Here is a 16,097-nt window from a genome sequence, read left to right as displayed (position 1 = left end):
TGTCCACAGGTGGTTGGTCGCGGCCACTGGAATGTCGGTGGTCGCCGCTAGGCTGGGTAACGGGGGCCGGAGGCCGCCCGGGGGTCAGCGGATTGTTACCTGGCGGCCTATCAGGCCGTCGCGAGCTCGGCGTTCTTCGCTGGTCAGCGGGGTTTCTTCCAGGGAGGCCAGTGCCTCGTCCAGGCGGGTGCCCAGCTCCTCCGCCGGCTTGGTCCACTCGCGGGCGTGCTGCTCGCGGTCCAGATCCCAGACCGGCACCAGGACGCCGTGGGCGCGGAACGAGCCCGCGTACCGGGAGCCCTCGCCCAGGCCCAGCTCGCCGCGCGCCGACAGCCTGGCCAGCGCGAGCAGCAGCTTCTCCTCCGGCTCCGGGCGGACCCAGCGCAGGTGGGCACGGTCCCCCGCGTCGACCCAGTACGCCGCCGGGCCGATGCGCTCCGTCGGCATGATCGCCTGGTTCGCCCGCTCCAGGGACAGCGCCACCTCGCCGGACGGCTCCTCGCCCTCCGGCAGCCACCACGAGAAGTCACCGTGCAGGGTCGGTTCCAGCTCGGCCTTGGGGTCGATCATGTCCTGCAGGCGTTCCCGGTCGCCCTCTTCCGTTTCCGGGCCCACCACGGTCAGGACATCGCCTGGTTTGGCCTCCAGCACCCAGCGCAGGGCGCGGGCCACGTCGCGGCTCACGTCGCTCGACCGGGTCTGCACCTGCAGGCCCACCAGCGCGCTGCCGTCCGCGCGGACCAGGCCCGCCGCGGCCATGGGCAGGACCGTCGCCAGCGTGACCGTGCGGTCGGTGTCGACCGTCAACGTCAGGGCGGTGGTCGCTGACGGGACGAACTCACGCAGCGCGATCAGCTCGCACTCGCCTGCCAGACCCTCGAACGGACGGCCCACCGGCACCTCGATCGGGCCACCCGTAAGACCGTGGCACGCCTTGTACCGCTTGCCGGAACCACAGGGGCACGCCTGTCTCGGGTTGATGCCGTCGGTGGTCTTCTTGCTCTTCACGGCGGAACGCTTGGCCATGAAGCGAACGCTACCGGTTCAACAGGTCGCGGGTCGTGGCCGGGGAGTTGGTCGCCAGGAAGCGGACACCCAGTTTCGCGCAAAGTGCCACGTCGGTCGGCTCGTCCACGGTCCAGACGTACGTGTCGTTGCCGTGGGAGCGGGCCCGCGCCACGTAGTCCGGGTCGTTGCGCAGGATGTGCACGCCAGGACCGGTGTGGTCCGCGTACGGCGGCAGCGTGCCGTCCCAGCGGGTGACCGACAGCTGGTCCAGCAACAGCACGGTGGGCAGGGTGTCGGTGTGGCCCCGGATCCGCCGGACCGCGCGCGACGAGAACGACATCATCACGACCTGCGAGTCCTCTTTGGACCTCGGCCGGGCCATGCCGAAACGGCGCAGCAGGGCCACGAGCTTCGCCTCTACGAGCCCGCCGTAGCGGACCGGGTGCTTGGTCTCCACGAACAACCTGACGCCCGGTGACACCTTCACCAGTTCGAGCAACGACTCCAGCGTGAGCACGCCGCGTGCCGAGTCGTCGGGTGGCCTCAGCACGAGGTCGTCGGCGTGTTCCGGCAGGCCAGGATGCCAGCTGCCATAGTCCAGTTGGGAGAGACGGTCGAGCGTGAGCGTGGAGACGACGCCGCGACCGGAGGACGTGCGGTTGACCGTGCGATCGTGCACGCACACCAGGTGACCGTCGCGGGAGAGGCGGACATCGCACTCCAGGCCGTTCGCGCCCTGCTCGATGGCCAGCGCGTAGGCGGCCACGGTGTGCTCGGCCCGATGCGCGGACGCACCCCGGTGCGCGACAACATCGGGCTGCACGGCGGGGATCATCGCACAGCTACCGTGGCGGCATGGTCTTCGACCCACGGGATGTGGCGTTTCTCGCTGATCCGTATCCGGAGTTCGCGAAGCTGCGAGCCGCCGGGGCGGTGCACTGGCACGAGGAGCTCGGACTGGCCGTCGCGGTGTCGCACGCGGCCTGTTCCGAAGTGCTGCGGAACCGGTCCGCGGGTCGACTGTGGAGGGACAAGGAGCCCGCATCGTCCTTTGTGGCCTTCAACCTGCTGCACCAGAACTCCTTGCTGGAGAGCGAGCCGCCCCGCCACACCCGGTTGCGGCGGCTGATCTCGACGGCGTTCGCGCGCGGACACGTCGAACGTCTGCGGCCCGCGGTGCGGCGGATCGCGGACTCGCTGGTGTCCTCGCTCGCCTCCGCCATCGCGGCCGACGGCTCGGCGGACCTGCTCACCCACGTCGCCGCGCCGCTGCCGATCGAAGTGATCGCCGAGCTGCTCGGTGTGCCCGTCGCGGACCGGCCGAGGCTGCAGCCCTGGTCGAACGCGATCGTGAAGATGTACGAGTACGCCCTCCCGGCACCGGCGGCGGCCGCCGCGGAATCCGCTGCCCAGGAGTTCGTCGACTACCTGCGCTGGCTGGCCGCGCAACGAGTCTCGGCGCCCGGCCAGGACCTGATCAGCGATCTTGTGGCGGTCCGCGACGGCACCGACCGGCTCTCCGACGACGAGCTGGTGGGCACCGCCGTCCTGCTGCTGATGGCCGGCCACGAGGCGACCGTGAACGTGATCGGCAACGGGATGCTCGCGTTGCTGACACACCGTGCCGAATGGACTCGCCTGGTCGACTCCCCCGAACTGCTGCCGACGGCCGTGGAGGAGCTGATCCGGTTCGACGCGCCACTGCAGCTGTTCGAACGAACGGCGACGGCACCCACGGTCGTCGCCGGCTACCCGCTGCGTCCCGGCGACAAGATCGCGGCCCTGCTGGGGGCGGCGGCGCGGGACCCTCTGGTGTTCGAGTCGCCGGACGTGCTCGACGTCGGCCGCACGCCGAACGCGCACCTGGGGTTCGGCGCGGGGATCCACTACTGCGTGGGCGCCCCGCTGGCGCGGGTGGAAATCGAGGCGGCGCTGGAGGCGTTGATCACGCGGCTGCCGGGGTTGCGGCTGGCGGGTGAGCCGGAGCGCAGGCCGGAGTTCGTGATCCGCGGCCTGCGGAATCTGCCGGTCACGGACAACGCACGGTCCTGAGGAAGGCCGGGAGCAGCCAGGGGCGGCGACCCGAGACGATCACCTTGCCGGTGAGCGCCGCGCGGGCCTTGCCGACGCGGTGGAACATCATCAGGTTGAGCGTCGGCGGGTCGAAGAAGATCCGCACGTCGGTGGGTTCGCCCGGCTCCTCGACCGACACCTGACCGTTGTGCAGCACGATGGTCACCGGCGCGGTGTGGCGCGAGCGGAAGCTCACCGCGATCCGCCGGGCTCTCGGCGGCTCGTCGTTGTCCAGCAGGTGCCCGACGCCGTGCCGGATCAGCTCGACGAAGAAGACCTCGAAGAACAGCGCGGCGTCCGCCGGCGGGACGGGCCACGGCGTGCGGGTGGCGCGAGCGATGTCGCGGCCGTGTATCTGCAGCTCGTTGACCAGGTGGGCGAGCACGCCGGCGATCGGGACCTTCGAGTCGCCGAGCCAGGTCACCACCGTCGCCGGGTCCAGCGTCTCGGTGACCCGCAGGATCTCGACGACGTCCGCGCGCAGCCGCTCGACCAGTGTCGCCGGGTCGCGCTCTCCGAACAACTCGAGCGCTCGTTCGTTCAGATCGGCGACGGTGTCCACGCTGGTGGCCAGGACCTGTTCCTGGATCGCGGGGATGGCGGGCTCGTCGGACCGCACGATGTGCGTGTACATGAAGGCGATCGTGGCCACGTGGGCGGCGGTGTCGGCCACCGACCAGTCCGCCGTGGCCATGGTTCGCGGGTCACTCGCCGCCACCAACTCGACGAACCGCGTGGCGGTCGCCGCGACGGCCGTCCGGGTGGCCTGCCATCGCTCGTTGGTGATGGGCATGTACAAGGACGTTAGCGACGGACGGCGCTTGCCCGGTTCTCCGAGTGTGCGAAGCTAGCCGACCCCCACGCCCAGCGAGACGGTGTAGCCGTTCGAGGCGTCGCCGCTGACGGTCGCGAGCTGGTGCACGCCTTGGTCGTCGCTGAAGACGTTGTCGGTCGCGAGGCTGACCTTGGCGAGGTTGCTGACGGACTGTTCGTAGCCGCTCTGGGCGTACACCTCCTTGCACACGTCCTCCGGCAGCGCGACCTGCGAGGTGGTGAGGGCGTTCGCGGCGTCGGTGATGGTGGCCTGGTCGGGGTAGACCTCGAAGTGGATGTGCGGCCAGCGCCCGGAGTAGCAGCCCGGGAAGATGCTCGTGTACATGACCTTGCCGTCCGGGCCGGCGACCTGGACGCCACGCAGATAGTTCTGGTCCGTGACGCCCTGGGAGTAGAGGGAGTAGCCGCCCTCGCGGGTGCAGTGCCAGACGTAGACGGCGGCGCCTTCGTACGGGGCGCTGTTCTCGGCCAGGTTGTAGATGGTGAGTTCCAGCGTCATGGGCACGCCTTCCGCGGTGCCGCTGAAGTCGCCGAAGCTGGACCGGATGTCGGCGCGGACGATGCCGCTCTGCTCCAGCACGTCCGGACCGTTGGAGCCGTCGCCCGGGTACGGACCCGCGGTCTCCTGGGGGATCTCCTCGGTCACGGCCGTGCCCGACGAGGTCGCCGCGCTCGTCGTGGTGGTGGTCGTCGACGCCGAGGTGGTCGTGGCGGACGAGCCGGTGTCGTCGTCACCGCACGCCACCAGTCCGATGGAGACGGCACCCAGGCCGAGCGCGCGCAACGTCTGCCGCCGGCTCAGGAGCGTGCCGATGTCGAACCCCAGCCCCTGGTCGACGATCTCCTCATCCGGCCGGGGCAGTGGACGACCTTCGTAGCGCGTCATGGGTCACAACATAAGCCGAGTCCAGGCGGCCCGCAGCAGGCGATCAGCGGCGGGACGGGAGTGTCTTCACCGCGCGGAGTGGGGGTTCCGGTGCGCCTTCCACCCGGACGACACGCTGGTACCGGACCGTGGTCGAGTCGATCGGGGCCAGCAGCATGACCAGGCGGCGGATCATCAGTGCGGTCAGTACCGCGAAGCCGGCCGCGGACAGGTCGGTCAGTGCGCTCAGCACCACGCCGTCCGCTCGGGCCTGTACCGAGTCGCGGAAACGCCACAGGACGGTGACGGCGAAGAGCAGGCCGGACGCCGCCCACGTCGCCCACCAGATCTTCACGTGATTCGTCGGCTCTGGGCGTTGGTCGGCCGGGCGGCGGAGGATCTGGTGCTCCAGCTCGGCCAGGATGACGCCCGCCATGGCCAGGTTCAGGCCCGGGAACAGCAGGTACACCAGCACCTGCCCGTCGGAGCGGGCCAGGCGTTCGTCGACGAGGTCCGCGGCCGCGTGCCTGGCGAGATGCAGCCACCACAGGGTGACCACCGCGGCCAGCAGCCCGAACGCCATCGTCAGGATCGCCGCGATGCCCACCAGAGCGTCGGATGCCGTCACGAGGCCGGACGACAGCGCTCCCGTCCTGCTGCGCAGCAACAGCACGTACCGCCACACCTCGCCGGCCGCCGCGATCACGGCCAGGCCCGCGAGGGCCCACATCATGGACGAGGCGTGGCCGGCCACGGAGCGGACACGGTCGACCGTCACCGGTTGCTCGACCACGGTGCCCGGCACGGCCGTGGGCCAGCGCCACGCCAGCGGCGGGAAGCCCCAGTTCGGGGGCGTGCCGTACGAGGGCGGGCCCAGATACGGCAGTTTTCGGCGCACGCGGGTTCGGCGGCCGCCGCCCGGAGGCACCGTCGCTATCCACCGCTGGCGCTGCATGTCTACAGAACCGTCGGCGCGCCGCTGTCGCTGGTCATCGGCCGGCCGGCCGCCTGCCAGGACTGCATGCCGCCCTCGACGTTCTTCGCGTCCCAGCCGTTCGCGTTCAGGTACGCGGTCACCCGCGCCGAACGACCACCACTGCGGCACACCACGAATACCTCGCTGTCGGCCGGCAGGTCGTCCAGACGGGACGGGATGTCGCCCATGGGAATGTGTATCGCGTCCGGAGCGTGACCGGCCGCCCACTCGTCGGGTTCGCGCACGTCGAGCAGCGTCACCCCCTCGGGCAGCGCGGCCGGCAGCTCCGGCACGGACACGGTGGGCACCTGCTGTGGCATCACGACACGATGCTGCCATGTCCGCCCGTAGAACGCGTGTGAGTCAGTACAGGTTTGTCACGAACCTCTCCGCGATGTCTGCCAGCTGCTCCTGAGTGGTCGGCAGCTTGCCGCGCCCGCCCACGTACGTCTTGCTCTCGCCGACCAGCACCGCGTCGTCCTCGCTGTAGCCGGCCGACGTGATGTTGTAGAAACGTCCGTCCGGCTCATAGACATTGAGGAACTGGGTCGGCTGCTCCCCGCTCTCGGCCGTGTAGAGCTGCAGCACCGTGCCATCGGCGAGGACACGCCGCTGAGGCAGCTCGCATTGTCCGTACCCGAAAATGTCGAGGTTGGCCGCTTCCTCGGGTGTGCCGCCGAACCGTCCCGTCTCCAACTGGAGCTGGCCGCTGCCGTTGTCCATCGGCACCTTCACGGTGACGTAGCCACGAGGTCCGTAGTTCTTCGCCGAGGTGATCTGCCATTCGGAGGTGGCCGTCAGCGGCGGCAACTGGCGCACGTCGGCGATCGCTTCGACGAAGACGTCCTTCACCGTCTCTTCCGGCCGCAACACGATGTCCGGTTCGCCCGGCCCTATCACCGCGACTGTGCATTCGAGCCCTTCGATCGGCGCGACTACCGCCCAGCCGGGCAACACGGCAGTAGGAGCCAGGGGCGTGCTCTCGGTCGTCCTGGTCGACTCCGGCCCCGCGGACGTCGAAGTCGGCGCGGTCGGCGAGTCGGCGACCCGCACACCGTTCCCGGACGAGTCACCGGGCCGCAGTATCAGCGCGCCGACCCCGATAGCCGCGACCACGGCCACCACACCGGCGACCGCACCGGCCCGCTGCATGAACACCCGGCGCCGTCCCCGTCGCAGCACCTGGTCGAACGTGGTCTCGACCGGGGGTTCCGGGTCGTCGGCGAGCGCCTGGAGCACCCGGCGCGCCGCGTCGTCGTCGAACATCTCACGCACCCCGCATCTCCAGGTTGATCTCGCCTTTGCCGTAGGCGGCTCGCAGGGCCGCGAGGCCACGCGAGGTCTGGCTCTTGACCGTGCCCGCGGAACAGCCGAGTGTCTCGGCGACCTGTTCCACCGAGAGGTCGGCGACGAAACGCAGCACCAGCACCGCCCGCTGCCCCGGCGGCACGGTCAACAACGCAGCGCGTAACGCCATTCGCTCGGCCGGCCCGGCGTCCGGGGGCGCGATCATGTCCGGCAGCTCCGCGACGATCTGCTCCCGGGCCCGACCTCGGCGTTTGGTGTCCAGAAAGACCCTGGTCAGCACCGTACGCAGGTACGCGTCCACCGTCTCGATCCGTATCTTCGTCCAGCGCGAATACATCTTCACGAACGCCGACTGAGCTATCTCCTCCGCGTCGGGCCACGAGCCACACATGGCATACGCGATCCGCCGAGCCCCTTCGAAGCGCGCCGAGAAGAACTCGGCGAACTCCTGATCACGCCCTCGCACCCCTCCGACCTCCTCATGTCCACCCCTTCTACGCCGATCATGAGGACAGGGTTGCACGCCAATGTTGACCTCTTGTGCGGTCGAGGTACGAGTCTTGTAAGAGTGAGCGATCTGGAGGAAATCAAGCAGGTCATCGCGGACGTCGAGCGGGGATTCAACGCGAACGACGCCGTGCTGATGAACAAACATCTGGCCCAGGACGCGGCCGTCGTCAGCGCCATGGGCGTCCGGCTGGTGGGGCGGGAAGAGATCATGAAGGCCAGTGAGGAAGGGCTCGCGGGGCCGCTGAAGGACCAGTACGCGCGCTACGAGGTGCGGGACGTGCGGTTCGTCCGGCCCGACGTGGCGTTGGTCCACAAGGAGGCGTTCGCGATCACCGAGGACGGCGATCCGATCGACCTGGACCACGCGATGAGCGCGCTGTACGTCCTGGTCAGGGAGGACGGCCGCTGGCTGGTCAAGGCCCGCCAGAACACGCTGGTGCCCAAATAGAAAAGAACGGCCCTCCGACGCCGTTGTCGGAGGGCCGTTCGGCAGAGGTGGCTAGTGGGCCACGGCCTTCTCGGCATGGGCACCGGTCAGGCTGCGGACCTCCATCTCCGCGTACTTCTTGTCGGTGCGCTCCTTGGAGAGGATCGTGCCAAGGAAACCGAGCAGGAACGCCGCGGGGATCGACACCAGGCCCGGGTTGTCCAGCGGGAACCAGTGGAAGTCGACGTTCTGGAACATCGACGGGCTCTTGCCGGTCGCGGGGTTCACCGGCTTGCCGGACACTGCGGGCGAGAAGATGATCAGCACGACGCAGATGATCAGACCGCCGTACATGCTCCACAGCGCGCCCTGGGTGTTGAACCGCTTCCAGAACAGCGAGTAGATGATCGTCGGCAGGTTCGCCGACGCCGCCACCGCGAACGCCAGTGCGACCAGGAACGCGATGTTCTGGCCGTTGGCCAGGATGCCACCGACGATCGCGACCGCGCCGATCACGAATGCCGTGATGCGGGCGACCTTGACCTCCTGGGCCTTGTCGTCGGCCTCGCCCTTCTTGATGATGTTCGCGTAGATGTCGTGAGCGAACGACGCCGACGCGGTGATCGTCAGGCCGGCGACCACGGCGAGGATCGTCGCGAACGCCACCGCCGCGATGATGCCCATCAACACGGTGCCACCCAGCTCGAAGGCGAGCAGCGGGGCCGCGGAGTTCTGGCCGCCAGGTGCCGCCGCGATCTCCGCCGGGCCGACGAGTGCGCCGGCGCCGTAGCCGAGCACCAGGGTGAACAGGTAGAAGATGCCGATCAGCCAGATCGCCCAGACAACCGACTTCCGGGCTTCCTTCGCGGTCGGCACCGTGTAGAAGCGCATGAGAATGTGCGGCAGGCCGGCGGTGCCCAGCACCAGTGCGAGCGCCAGCGACACGAAGTCGAGCTGTGTCGTGCCGGTCAGGCCGTACTGGGCGCCCGGGGCGAGCACGTCCTTGGGCGTCGCGGCACTCGCGGCCTTGTCAGCCGCGTCGCCGAGCAGGCTCGACAGGTTGAGGCCGTACTTGCCCAGCACCCACACGGTCATCAGTAGGGCACCGGTGATCAGCAGCGCCGCCTTGATGATCTGCACCCACGTGGTGCCGCGCATGCCGCCGATGACCACGTAGACGATCATGATGACGCCGACCACCGCGATCACCAGCGCCTGACCGGCCGTGTTCTCGATGCCAAGCAGCAGGGCGACGAGGCCGCCCGCACCGGCCATCTGGGCCAGCAGGTAGAAGAAGGACACCACCAGCGTGGAGGTCGCGGCGGCGGCCCGGACCGGACGCTGCCGCATCCGGAAGCTCAGCACGTCACCGAGCGTGTACTTGCCCGTGTTGCGGAGCAGCTCGGCGACCAGGAGCAACGCGATCAGCCACGCGACAAGGAAGCCGATCGAGAAGAGGAAGCCGTCGTAGCCGTTGAGCGCGATCGCGCCGGCGATACCGAGGAACGACGCCGCCGACAGGTAGTCACCCGAGATCGCGACACCGTTCTGCGCGCCGGTGAACGAGTGACCGGCCGCGTAGAAGTCGACCGCCGTCTTGGACGAGCGGCTCGCGCGGAACACGATGAACAACGTGACCACGACGAACAGCCCGAAGATGGTCATGTTGAGCCACGGCTCGCTGCCCTCGACACCCTGAGCCAGGTTGACCGGCGCGCTCATCGAGCACCTCCCTCGATGTCATCGCGGATCTTCTCGGCCACCGGGTCCAGGTTCTTGTTGGCGTGGCGCACGTACAGGCTGGTGATCAGGAAGGTGGACACGAACTGCAGCAGCCCGAAGATCAGCCCGACGTTGATGTTGCCGAAGACCTTGGTGCTCATGAAGCCGTGGGCGTAGTCCGACAGGAGGACGTACAGCAGGTACCACGCGAGGAACGCGATGGTCATCGGGAACACGAAGTTACGCAGCCGGCGACGCAGCTGGGTGAATTCAGCGCTCTGCTGAACCGTCTCCCAGTCGGGCCCGGGTGGGCCCTGGTCGGTGGTGCTCACGGCGCCTCCAGGGAAGTGAACATGGTGCTACGACCCTAGGAAGGTGTTAACGCGGCGTGAATCCGTCGAGGATCAACCGTCTAGTCGCACGACGAGCGGTCGACGAACGGTGCGATTGCGCGACGAGTGGCAGAGGTCACATTTTGGTGACGCGCAGGAAAGACGTCCAACCAGAATTAGGCAGGATGAGCGACCCCTTATTGGGGGACTTAGAGTCACGGACGGCTACGCAGTGTTCGGTATTCGCGACCTCAACGCATGCGCTATTGCTGCCGTCCTGGCTGCTCCAGCTGCTCTTTCGCCAGGCAAGTCGCGTGAGGTCTGTCGACATGTCCGCCTCTACCATTCTTGGCCGATGCGCTTCATCAGCGCGACCGAGTCGTCCGGGCTCAATGCTTCGACGCCCAACCGATCGAACTTCAGTCTACAGGCCTGGACCTCGGGATCCTCCTCAATGTGAAGCGCTCCAGTGACGTACTCGACGTAGAGCAGGTCTGGTTCGTCGCGATCTTGGAACGACAGCAGGATGAAGCCGCCGTCCAGGGCGCTGTGCGCCTTGAGTGGCAGCACCTGCAGGGTGACGCTCTCCAGGTTGGCCACCTCGACCAAGTGTCGCAGCTGCTCTCGCATCACCTCTGGTCCGCCCAAGTCCCGCCGTAGGGCCGACTCGTCGATGATCGCGGACAGTTCCAGTGGGTCGCGTTCGCTGGTCAGTCGCTCCTGGCGAATCAGCCGAACCTCGATGTCGTTGTGCAGCTGCTCGGGTGTCCGACGTCTGCGGCTGTGTGCGAACGACGCGCGGATGTATGCCTCGGTGTGCAGTAGGCCAGGGAGTTTGAGGCCCGAGAACTCCCTTACCGACGCGGCATACGTCTCGACATCCACGTAACCCATGTCCTCGACGCCGTAGGCGCGGAACCACGGCGGTTTCGCGGCCTCCCGGGCTTGCTCGACGAGCGTCTCGTCGTAGATGTCGTAGACGTCCATGGCGGACCGGATGAAATGGACGTCCGCTCGCGTGACACCTGTTTCGATGCGTTGCAGGGCGCTGCGGGTCTTGTCCAACCGCTTGGCCGCCTCGGCCAGCGTGAAGTTGGCCTCCTCGCGGATCTCCCGCAGTCGGCGTCCCAGCCTGCGTCGTAGAAACGGTGCTCGCTTGCCCACGACGTCACATGATCGCAGCTGGTCGACCCAATGCTGGGAAACCCAGGGCTGGCGAGTTCGTTCGGATACTGAAATGCCATGAAAGGACGACTCTTCACTCTGGTCAGTGCCGAGGACGAGAAAATGGTGTTCGCGTGGGGAATGGAGATCACGACCCCGAACGAACAGGAAGCCGTGACCTACTGCCGTGACCCGGCCACCAACCAAACCGTGTTCGGTCTGCACCGGAATGCGGAGTCCGCGTTGCGGCGATACGGCAGGACGCTTCAGCTACGGCTCGTCTGGGAGGACTGAGCGCTCTCCCGCAGCACCCCGAGCCGGTCGGCGGGTGTCTGCTCGCGATCCTCGTTGAGGTGCAAGCGAAGCATGGCCCGCCGTGCCCACACCGGTGGCCGGCCGCGCCGCGACACGACGACCATCGTGAGGAACGCCAACGGCACCGACCACGGCGCCGGCTGGGCGACCAGGATGGCCACCCACCCGGAGACCGGAAGTCCCAACAGCGTCGCCGTGATGGCGCCCGACGAGGTCAGCAACCCGACGACGACACCGGACATGGCGCCGGCGACCGTGAGGCGTGCCCACCAGATGCCGAGCACGAGCAGTGGGCAGAAAGTGGAGGCGGCGACCGTGAACGCCCACGTGACGAGGATGCCCGCGTCGAGCCGGATCGCTTGCAGGGCAAGGAGAACGACCACCGCGGCGGCGGCGACCACGGTAACCCGGAGGCGCCTCAGCCCGCCGGGCAGGAGGTCGTAGGAGATGGCGCCGGAGACGACGAGCAGCAACCCGAGCGACGTGGCGAGGAACGCGGCGAAGGCGCCACCGGTCAGCAGGGCGGTGAACATCGAGCCGGGCCAGCCGTGGTCGACCTGCGCGGGCAGGGCGACGACCGCGGTGTCGGTGGCGCCGTTGAGGTAGAGCTGCGGCACGAGCACCCGGCCGAGGACGCCGTAGATGCCGGGGAACAGGTAGAAGATGCCGAGCAGGCCGACGGTGAACGCGGCGGTACGACGTGCGGCGCGGCCGTCGGGGCTGGTGTGGAAACGCATGATGACGTGCGGCAGGCCCATGGTGCCGAGCGCGAGCGCGACGACGAGCGCCCAGGTGCCGAGGAGCGGGTGCCCGGCGTTGGCGAGGTCGAGGAGAGGGCGGGCCCAGCCGTCGCCGCCGGGACGGGCCTCACCGACGACTTCCGGTACGGCGGCGCCCTTGGGGAAGGTGACGGTGGTGCCCTGCGGGACTTCCCAGGTGCCCGTCCTGCCGTTGAGGGGTTCGTCGAGTTCGAGCGTCGTGCCTATTTTGAACTCGATCGTGGTTTCCCTGGCGAAACGCGTGAACTCGGCGGGGTGCAGGGCTTCGTGGCGGATCTGCGGCGTGATCTGGATGAGCAGCCAGACCGCGGGAATGATGAAGAGAACGAGTTTGAGGACGAACTGGAAGGCCTGCACGTAGGTGGCCGCCCGCATGCCGCCGAGGGCGAGCGTGATGGCGACACCCGTGCCGGCGATGACGACACCGACCCAGTACGGCGAGTTCGTCACGGCGGAAAGCACGAGCCCGGCGGTACGGAACTGCGGAACGAGATACAGACCGCCGATAACCAGAATCACCGCGGCGGTGACTCGCCTGAGGGCGGGCGAATTAAGACGCGCCTCGGCAAAATCCGGAACAGTGAGTGCACCGGACCGCCGCATAGGCGCGGCGACGAGCACGAGCATGGCAATGTAACCGGCGGTGAATCCGACGGGATACCAGAGCGACCCGATCCCGTCCTTGACGACAAGCCCGGCCACGCCGAGAAAAGACGCGGCGGAAAGGTACTCACCGGAAACCGCGGCCGAGTTGAGCAGCGGACTCACGCGCCGGGAAGCGACAAGGAAATCAGAGGTGGTCCGCATGGCCGCCACTCCACGCAACCCGATAAGCAGGGTCACGAGCACAACAGGCGCGACAGCAAAAGCGAGAATCACGAGCCGCCACCAAGCAATCCGCGGCGCGTATAAGTGTTCTGCCCGCCCCCACCCGATCCCGGGGGGCGTCCCTGGGCCAGTCTACCGGTGGGGGGTGACAGTGGCGGGGGTGATGATCTTGGTTGTGGACAACTCGTGTGGTTGTGGACAACCGCGGTGGCGTGCACTGCGCCGCAGCTCGGAGCCCATGGGGGCGGGGGCGTCAACGGCGGGCGGGGGGCAGCTCGCTCGCTGGCGGCCGATGTCCCGAGGGTGTCATTGAGGACGTTGAACCCAGAGCCACCGATGATCATGCTGTTCGCGCGTGGTTCTGTGGGGCCGGTGGGCGAAGCCCGCTTTTCGGGCGGTGTCCGCGCGGCGGGCGAAGCCCGCTTCGCGGGCGGGGTCTGCTTCGCGGGCGGGGTCTGCTTCGCGGGCGGGGTCCACGCGGCGAGCGGTGTCCACGCGGCGAGCGAAGCCCGCTTCGCGGGCGGGGTCCGCGCGCCGAAGGACGCCTTCCTCACGCCCACGGTGAGGAAGGCGTCCTTCACCACATCGCCAGGGAAGCCCGGCGTGCCACCGGCGCTGTCTCGAAAGACGCGCTGATGACGTTCAACGACCCGAAAGCGTCCTTCGAGACAGCGGCGATGTCCCGAACGCGTCTTTCGGGACCCGGCGGATGCGGCCAACGCCCGTGCTGAACGCGTAACTCGCAGGGGCCGAAAGCGCGACTCGCAGGGGCCGAAAGCGCGACTCGCGGGGGCTGAACGCGCGACTCGCGCGGTCACTTGGTGTCCTCGGTGTGTTCGGCTCTTCTCAGGTGCCAGCCCGCCAGTAGTGCCAGGGCTGGGTACGGGAGGACCGCCAGCGCCAGCCACGACAGCGGGATGCCCAGTACGCGGATCGTGTCCAGGGCCGGGACGAGCGCGAACAGCAGGGGAAGGCCCAGGATGCCGGCGAACAGGAGGGCCAGGGGTGCTACCGCCAGGCGGAGTTGTCGGTGGTGTAGTTCGACGGCTCGGGCCTCGCCCGCGGCGTCCAGTTGGGGGACGCGCCAGCGGCCTCGGGCCCGGCGGCGGGAGTGGGCCAGGCGGGTTTGCGGGCTCATGACCGCTACGCGCTTGTGGCCCGGCATCAGCGCCGGTCCAGTTGTCCGGCCTTGGCCGCGATCAGCAGCTTCTCGCGGAGGTCGCGGGCATGGCGCCGGGAGACGGGGACGTCGCCCAGGTCCGTGTGTGCCAGTAGGCCGCCCACCGAGTCGCTTCGCAGTTCGCGGACCGCGTCCAGCGCCACCAGGAAGCTTCGGTGCACCCGCACGAACCCGGCCGGCGCCCAGTACTCCTCCAGGCGGGAGATCGGCATGCGCACCACGTGCACACCGGACACCGCGTGTAGCCGCACGTAGTCGCCGTGGGCTTCCACGTAGCTGACCTCCGTGCGGCGGATGTAGCGGGTCCTACCGTCCGACTCCACAGGGAGCGCGGCCATCGTGTCCGGCGCTTCCGACGCCGGTTTCGCGAGCAGCCGGTTGACCCTCGCCAACGCGTCAGACAGGCGTTCCGCTCGCACCGGTTTCAGCAGGTAGTCGACCGCGCCGATGCCGAACGCCGCGACCGCGTGCTGCTCGAACGCCGTCACGAAGACGATGACCGGGGGTTCGTTCAGGCGGGCCATCAGGGACGCCAGCTCGAGGCCGTCCAGGCCCGGCATGGAGATGTCCAGGAACACCGCGTCGAAGTGATCGTTCTGGATCATGCGGAGTGCGGTCAGCGCGTCGCCTGCCGTCGCCACCTCGGACACGTCCGGGGAGGCCGACAGCAGGCGCTGTAATTCCGCCAGGGCGGGTGGTACGTCGTCCACCGCCAGGACTGACAGGGTCATGGCATCACTCCGGGTTGGAACCTCGGGATGCGGACCACCACTCGGGTTCCTTCGCCCTCCGCGGTCTCCACGACCAGTCCGTACCACGGACCGTAGACGTGCCGCAGGCGCCGGTCCACATTGGCCAGGCCGACGCTGTCCGTGCCGCCTCTGCCGGCCAGGACGGCCTCCGCGAGTGCCGGGTCCATGCCCACGCCGTCGTCCTCCACGCTGATCACGCAGTCGTTGCCCTCCGCCTCGCCGCGGATCTGCACGTGCCCGGTGCCCGTGCGGGGCTCGATGCCGTGGCGGACCGCGTTCTCCACCAGAGGTTGCAACACCAGATACGGCAGCGCCACCGCCAGCACCTCCGGAGCCACCCGGACCTGCACCTGCAGTCGATCTCCCAACACCGCGCGTTGCAGCGCCAGGTAGGTCTCGATCGCGTGGAACTCGTCGGCCACGGTGGTGTACTCGCCGCGCTTGGCCAGGCTGTAACGGATGTAGTCGGCGAAATCCAGCATCAACTCGCGGGACCGGTCCGGCTCCGAGCTGACCAGCGCCGCGATCACCGTCAGCGCGTTGTACACGAAATGCGGCGAGATCTCGGCCCGCAGTGCCCGCAGCTCCGCCTGCGCGGCCTGCTCCGCCGACGCCTCCAGCCGGCCCCGCTCCAGCGCCTCGACGATCCACGTCGACGCCTCGCGGACCGCCGCCCGCCGGCTGGCGCCCGCGACCACCATCACGCCGGCCAGCTCGTGGTGCACGTGGAGTGGGACCGCCACCAGCGGGGACCGGCCCTCCTTGGTCTCGCTGTGCAGCACCTTCTCGACCAGCGCGTGCGCGTCGACGATGAACGGCGGCTCGGCCGGGGCCCACACCACGTCGCCGGACAGATCCGCCAGGCCGACGAAGTCCGCGTTCAGCAGGCGGCGCACCCCACGGGCCGCCGAACGCACACCCACACCGTTCAGGCCGTCCTTCAGGTCCCCGGCGATGTGCCGTGCCATGCTCAGCACCGACATCGACATGAGGGGCTCCACATCGTCCGTGACCGGGTCCGCCT

The 16,097-nt window shown here is 68.7% G+C and carries 20 protein-coding genes; 4 read left to right on the top strand and 16 right to left on the bottom strand.

What is annotated here, in order from left to right; genetic code table 11:
- Positions 1-84: 84 nt before the first annotated feature.
- Positions 85-1,026, bottom strand: a complete 942-nt coding sequence (locus tag VF106_RS43485) for a DUF5926 family protein (RefSeq protein ID WP_330845894.1) — start codon at positions 1,024-1,026, stop codon at positions 85-87.
- A gap of 10 nt (positions 1,027-1,036) precedes the next feature.
- Positions 1,037-1,831 (bottom strand): glycerophosphodiester phosphodiesterase, encoded by a 795-nt coding sequence (locus tag VF106_RS43480; protein ID WP_330845893.1) that lies wholly within the window; start codon positions 1,829-1,831, stop codon positions 1,037-1,039.
- A gap of 32 nt (positions 1,832-1,863) precedes the next feature.
- On the opposite strand from VF106_RS43480, the gene VF106_RS43475 reads away from it, so the two are divergent.
- Positions 1,864-3,060 carry a cytochrome P450 gene (locus VF106_RS43475; protein WP_330845892.1) on the top strand — a complete coding sequence of 399 codons (1,197 nt, stop codon included), beginning with the start codon at positions 1,864-1,866 and terminating at the stop codon, positions 3,058-3,060.
- Here VF106_RS43475 and VF106_RS43470 read toward each other — a convergent pair.
- Genes VF106_RS43470 through VF106_RS43445 form a run of 6 tightly spaced genes read right to left on the bottom strand, consistent with a single transcriptional unit; the run spans position 3,038 to position 7,530 of the window.
- Positions 3,038-3,874, bottom strand: a complete 837-nt coding sequence (locus tag VF106_RS43470; protein WP_330845891.1) for a DinB family protein — start codon at positions 3,872-3,874, stop codon at positions 3,038-3,040. The two genes, VF106_RS43475 and VF106_RS43470, sit on opposite strands and share 23 nt — an antisense overlap.
- A 54-nt stretch (positions 3,875-3,928) precedes the next feature.
- Positions 3,929-4,801 (bottom strand): peptidase associated/transthyretin-like domain-containing protein, encoded by an 873-nt coding sequence (locus VF106_RS43465; protein ID WP_330845890.1) that lies wholly within the window; start codon positions 4,799-4,801, stop codon positions 3,929-3,931.
- Positions 4,802-4,844: 43 nt separating this feature from the next.
- Positions 4,845-5,735, bottom strand: coding sequence for a DUF4328 domain-containing protein (locus VF106_RS43460; RefSeq protein ID WP_330845889.1), 891 nt, complete (start codon positions 5,733-5,735; stop codon positions 4,845-4,847).
- Positions 5,736-5,737: 2 nt separating this feature from the next.
- The gene (locus tag VF106_RS43455; protein ID WP_330845888.1) at positions 5,738-6,076 is read right to left on the bottom strand and encodes a rhodanese-like domain-containing protein; all 339 of its coding nucleotides are present in this window, start codon (positions 6,074-6,076) and stop codon (positions 5,738-5,740) included.
- Between the two features lie 43 nt (positions 6,077-6,119).
- Positions 6,120-7,031: a hypothetical protein gene (locus VF106_RS43450; protein ID WP_330845887.1), complete on the bottom strand. Its 912-nt coding sequence runs from the start codon at positions 7,029-7,031 to the stop codon at positions 6,120-6,122.
- Entirely contained in the window at positions 7,024-7,530 is a 507-nt protein-coding gene (locus VF106_RS43445) for a SigE family RNA polymerase sigma factor (protein ID WP_330845886.1), read from the bottom strand. The genes VF106_RS43450 and VF106_RS43445 overlap by 8 nt, the downstream gene beginning before the upstream one ends.
- 102 nt (positions 7,531-7,632) lie before the next feature.
- Here VF106_RS43445 and VF106_RS43440 point away from each other — a divergent pair, with 102 nt between their 5' ends.
- Positions 7,633-8,022, top strand: a complete 390-nt coding sequence (locus VF106_RS43440) for an SgcJ/EcaC family oxidoreductase (protein WP_330845885.1) — start codon at positions 7,633-7,635, stop codon at positions 8,020-8,022.
- A gap of 51 nt (positions 8,023-8,073) precedes the next feature.
- Here VF106_RS43440 and VF106_RS43435 read toward each other — a convergent pair whose 3' ends face one another.
- The 4 genes from VF106_RS43435 to VF106_RS43420 form a co-directional block, all read right to left on the bottom strand.
- The gene (locus tag VF106_RS43435) at positions 8,074-9,723 is read right to left on the bottom strand and encodes a monocarboxylic acid transporter (protein ID WP_330845884.1); all 1,650 of its coding nucleotides are present in this window, start codon (positions 9,721-9,723) and stop codon (positions 8,074-8,076) included.
- Positions 9,720-10,055, bottom strand: coding sequence for a DUF485 domain-containing protein (locus tag VF106_RS43430; protein WP_330845883.1), 336 nt, complete (start codon positions 10,053-10,055; stop codon positions 9,720-9,722). The genes VF106_RS43435 and VF106_RS43430 overlap by 4 nt, the downstream gene beginning before the upstream one ends.
- A gap of 136 nt (positions 10,056-10,191) precedes the next feature.
- The gene (locus tag VF106_RS43425; protein ID WP_330845882.1) at positions 10,192-10,386 is read right to left on the bottom strand and encodes a DUF397 domain-containing protein; all 195 of its coding nucleotides are present in this window, start codon (positions 10,384-10,386) and stop codon (positions 10,192-10,194) included.
- 8 nt (positions 10,387-10,394) lie between these two features.
- Positions 10,395-11,219, bottom strand: coding sequence for a helix-turn-helix domain-containing protein (locus VF106_RS43420; RefSeq protein WP_330845881.1), 825 nt, complete (start codon positions 11,217-11,219; stop codon positions 10,395-10,397).
- Between the two features lie 78 nt (positions 11,220-11,297).
- Here VF106_RS43420 and VF106_RS43415 point away from each other — a divergent pair, with 78 nt between their 5' ends.
- Complete coding sequence (locus tag VF106_RS43415; protein ID WP_330845880.1) at positions 11,298-11,513, top strand: hypothetical protein; 216 nt, start codon at positions 11,298-11,300, stop codon at positions 11,511-11,513.
- Here VF106_RS43415 and VF106_RS43410 read toward each other — a convergent pair.
- Positions 11,486-13,192 carry a sodium/solute symporter gene (locus VF106_RS43410; RefSeq protein WP_330845879.1) on the bottom strand — a complete coding sequence of 569 codons (1,707 nt, stop codon included), beginning with the start codon at positions 13,190-13,192 and terminating at the stop codon, positions 11,486-11,488. The two genes, VF106_RS43415 and VF106_RS43410, sit on opposite strands and share 28 nt — an antisense overlap.
- A gap of 285 nt (positions 13,193-13,477) precedes the next feature.
- Between VF106_RS43410 and VF106_RS43405 the strand changes: the two genes are divergently transcribed.
- A complete protein-coding gene (locus VF106_RS43405; RefSeq protein WP_330845878.1) occupies positions 13,478-13,777 on the top strand; it encodes a hypothetical protein in 300 nt (99 codons plus the stop codon).
- Between the two features lie 178 nt (positions 13,778-13,955).
- Here VF106_RS43405 and VF106_RS43400 read toward each other — a convergent pair whose 3' ends face one another.
- The 3 genes from VF106_RS43400 to VF106_RS43390 are packed head-to-tail and all read right to left on the bottom strand — an operon-like array spanning position 13,956 to position 16,062.
- On the bottom strand, positions 13,956-14,279 hold the full coding sequence (locus VF106_RS43400; RefSeq protein ID WP_414639199.1) for a hypothetical protein: 324 nt from the start codon (positions 14,277-14,279) through the stop codon (positions 13,956-13,958).
- 26 nt (positions 14,280-14,305) lie between these two features.
- Entirely contained in the window at positions 14,306-15,052 is a 747-nt protein-coding gene (locus tag VF106_RS43395) for a LytR/AlgR family response regulator transcription factor (protein WP_330845876.1), read from the bottom strand.
- On the bottom strand, positions 15,049-16,062 hold the full coding sequence (locus VF106_RS43390; RefSeq protein ID WP_330845875.1) for a sensor histidine kinase: 1,014 nt from the start codon (positions 16,060-16,062) through the stop codon (positions 15,049-15,051). The genes VF106_RS43395 and VF106_RS43390 overlap by 4 nt, the downstream gene beginning before the upstream one ends.
- Positions 16,063-16,097 lie beyond the last annotated feature (35 nt).

Source organism: Actinophytocola sp., assembly GCF_036378875.1.
Taxonomy (GTDB): domain Bacteria; phylum Actinomycetota; class Actinomycetes; order Mycobacteriales; family Pseudonocardiaceae; genus Actinophytocola.
Note: the sequence above shows the minus strand (reverse complement) of the source record. Positions and strands in the feature narration are given on the sequence as shown.

Excerpts from the sequence above, each read along its gene's own strand:
- VF106_RS43485 (WP_330845894.1), bottom strand. The coding sequence starts at position 1,026 with ATGGCCAAGCGTTCCGCCGTGAAGAGCAAGAAGACCACCGACGGCATC.
- VF106_RS43475 (WP_330845892.1), top strand. The coding sequence starts at position 1,864 with ATGGTCTTCGACCCACGGGATGTGGCGTTTCTCGCTGATCCGTATCCG.
- VF106_RS43470 (WP_330845891.1), bottom strand. The coding sequence starts at position 3,874 with ATGCCCATCACCAACGAGCGATGGCAGGCCACCCGGACGGCCGTCGCG.
- VF106_RS43465 (WP_330845890.1), bottom strand. The coding sequence starts at position 4,801 with ATGACGCGCTACGAAGGTCGTCCACTGCCCCGGCCGGATGAGGAGATC.
- VF106_RS43460 (WP_330845889.1), bottom strand. The coding sequence starts at position 5,735 with ATGCAGCGCCAGCGGTGGATAGCGACGGTGCCTCCGGGCGGCGGCCGC.
- VF106_RS43455 (WP_330845888.1), bottom strand. The coding sequence starts at position 6,076 with ATGCCACAGCAGGTGCCCACCGTGTCCGTGCCGGAGCTGCCGGCCGCG.
- VF106_RS43435 (WP_330845884.1), bottom strand. The coding sequence starts at position 9,723 with ATGAGCGCGCCGGTCAACCTGGCTCAGGGTGTCGAGGGCAGCGAGCCG.
- VF106_RS43425 (WP_330845882.1), bottom strand. The coding sequence starts at position 10,386 with ATGTCGACAGACCTCACGCGACTTGCCTGGCGAAAGAGCAGCTGGAGC.
- VF106_RS43415 (WP_330845880.1), top strand. The coding sequence starts at position 11,298 with ATGAAAGGACGACTCTTCACTCTGGTCAGTGCCGAGGACGAGAAAATG.
- VF106_RS43405 (WP_330845878.1), top strand. The coding sequence starts at position 13,478 with ATGATCATGCTGTTCGCGCGTGGTTCTGTGGGGCCGGTGGGCGAAGCC.
- VF106_RS43400 (WP_414639199.1), bottom strand. The coding sequence starts at position 14,279 with ATGAGCCCGCAAACCCGCCTGGCCCACTCCCGCCGCCGGGCCCGAGGC.
- VF106_RS43395 (WP_330845876.1), bottom strand. The coding sequence starts at position 15,052 with ATGACCCTGTCAGTCCTGGCGGTGGACGACGTACCACCCGCCCTGGCG.
- VF106_RS43390 (WP_330845875.1), bottom strand. The coding sequence starts at position 16,062 with ATGTCGATGTCGGTGCTGAGCATGGCACGGCACATCGCCGGGGACCTG.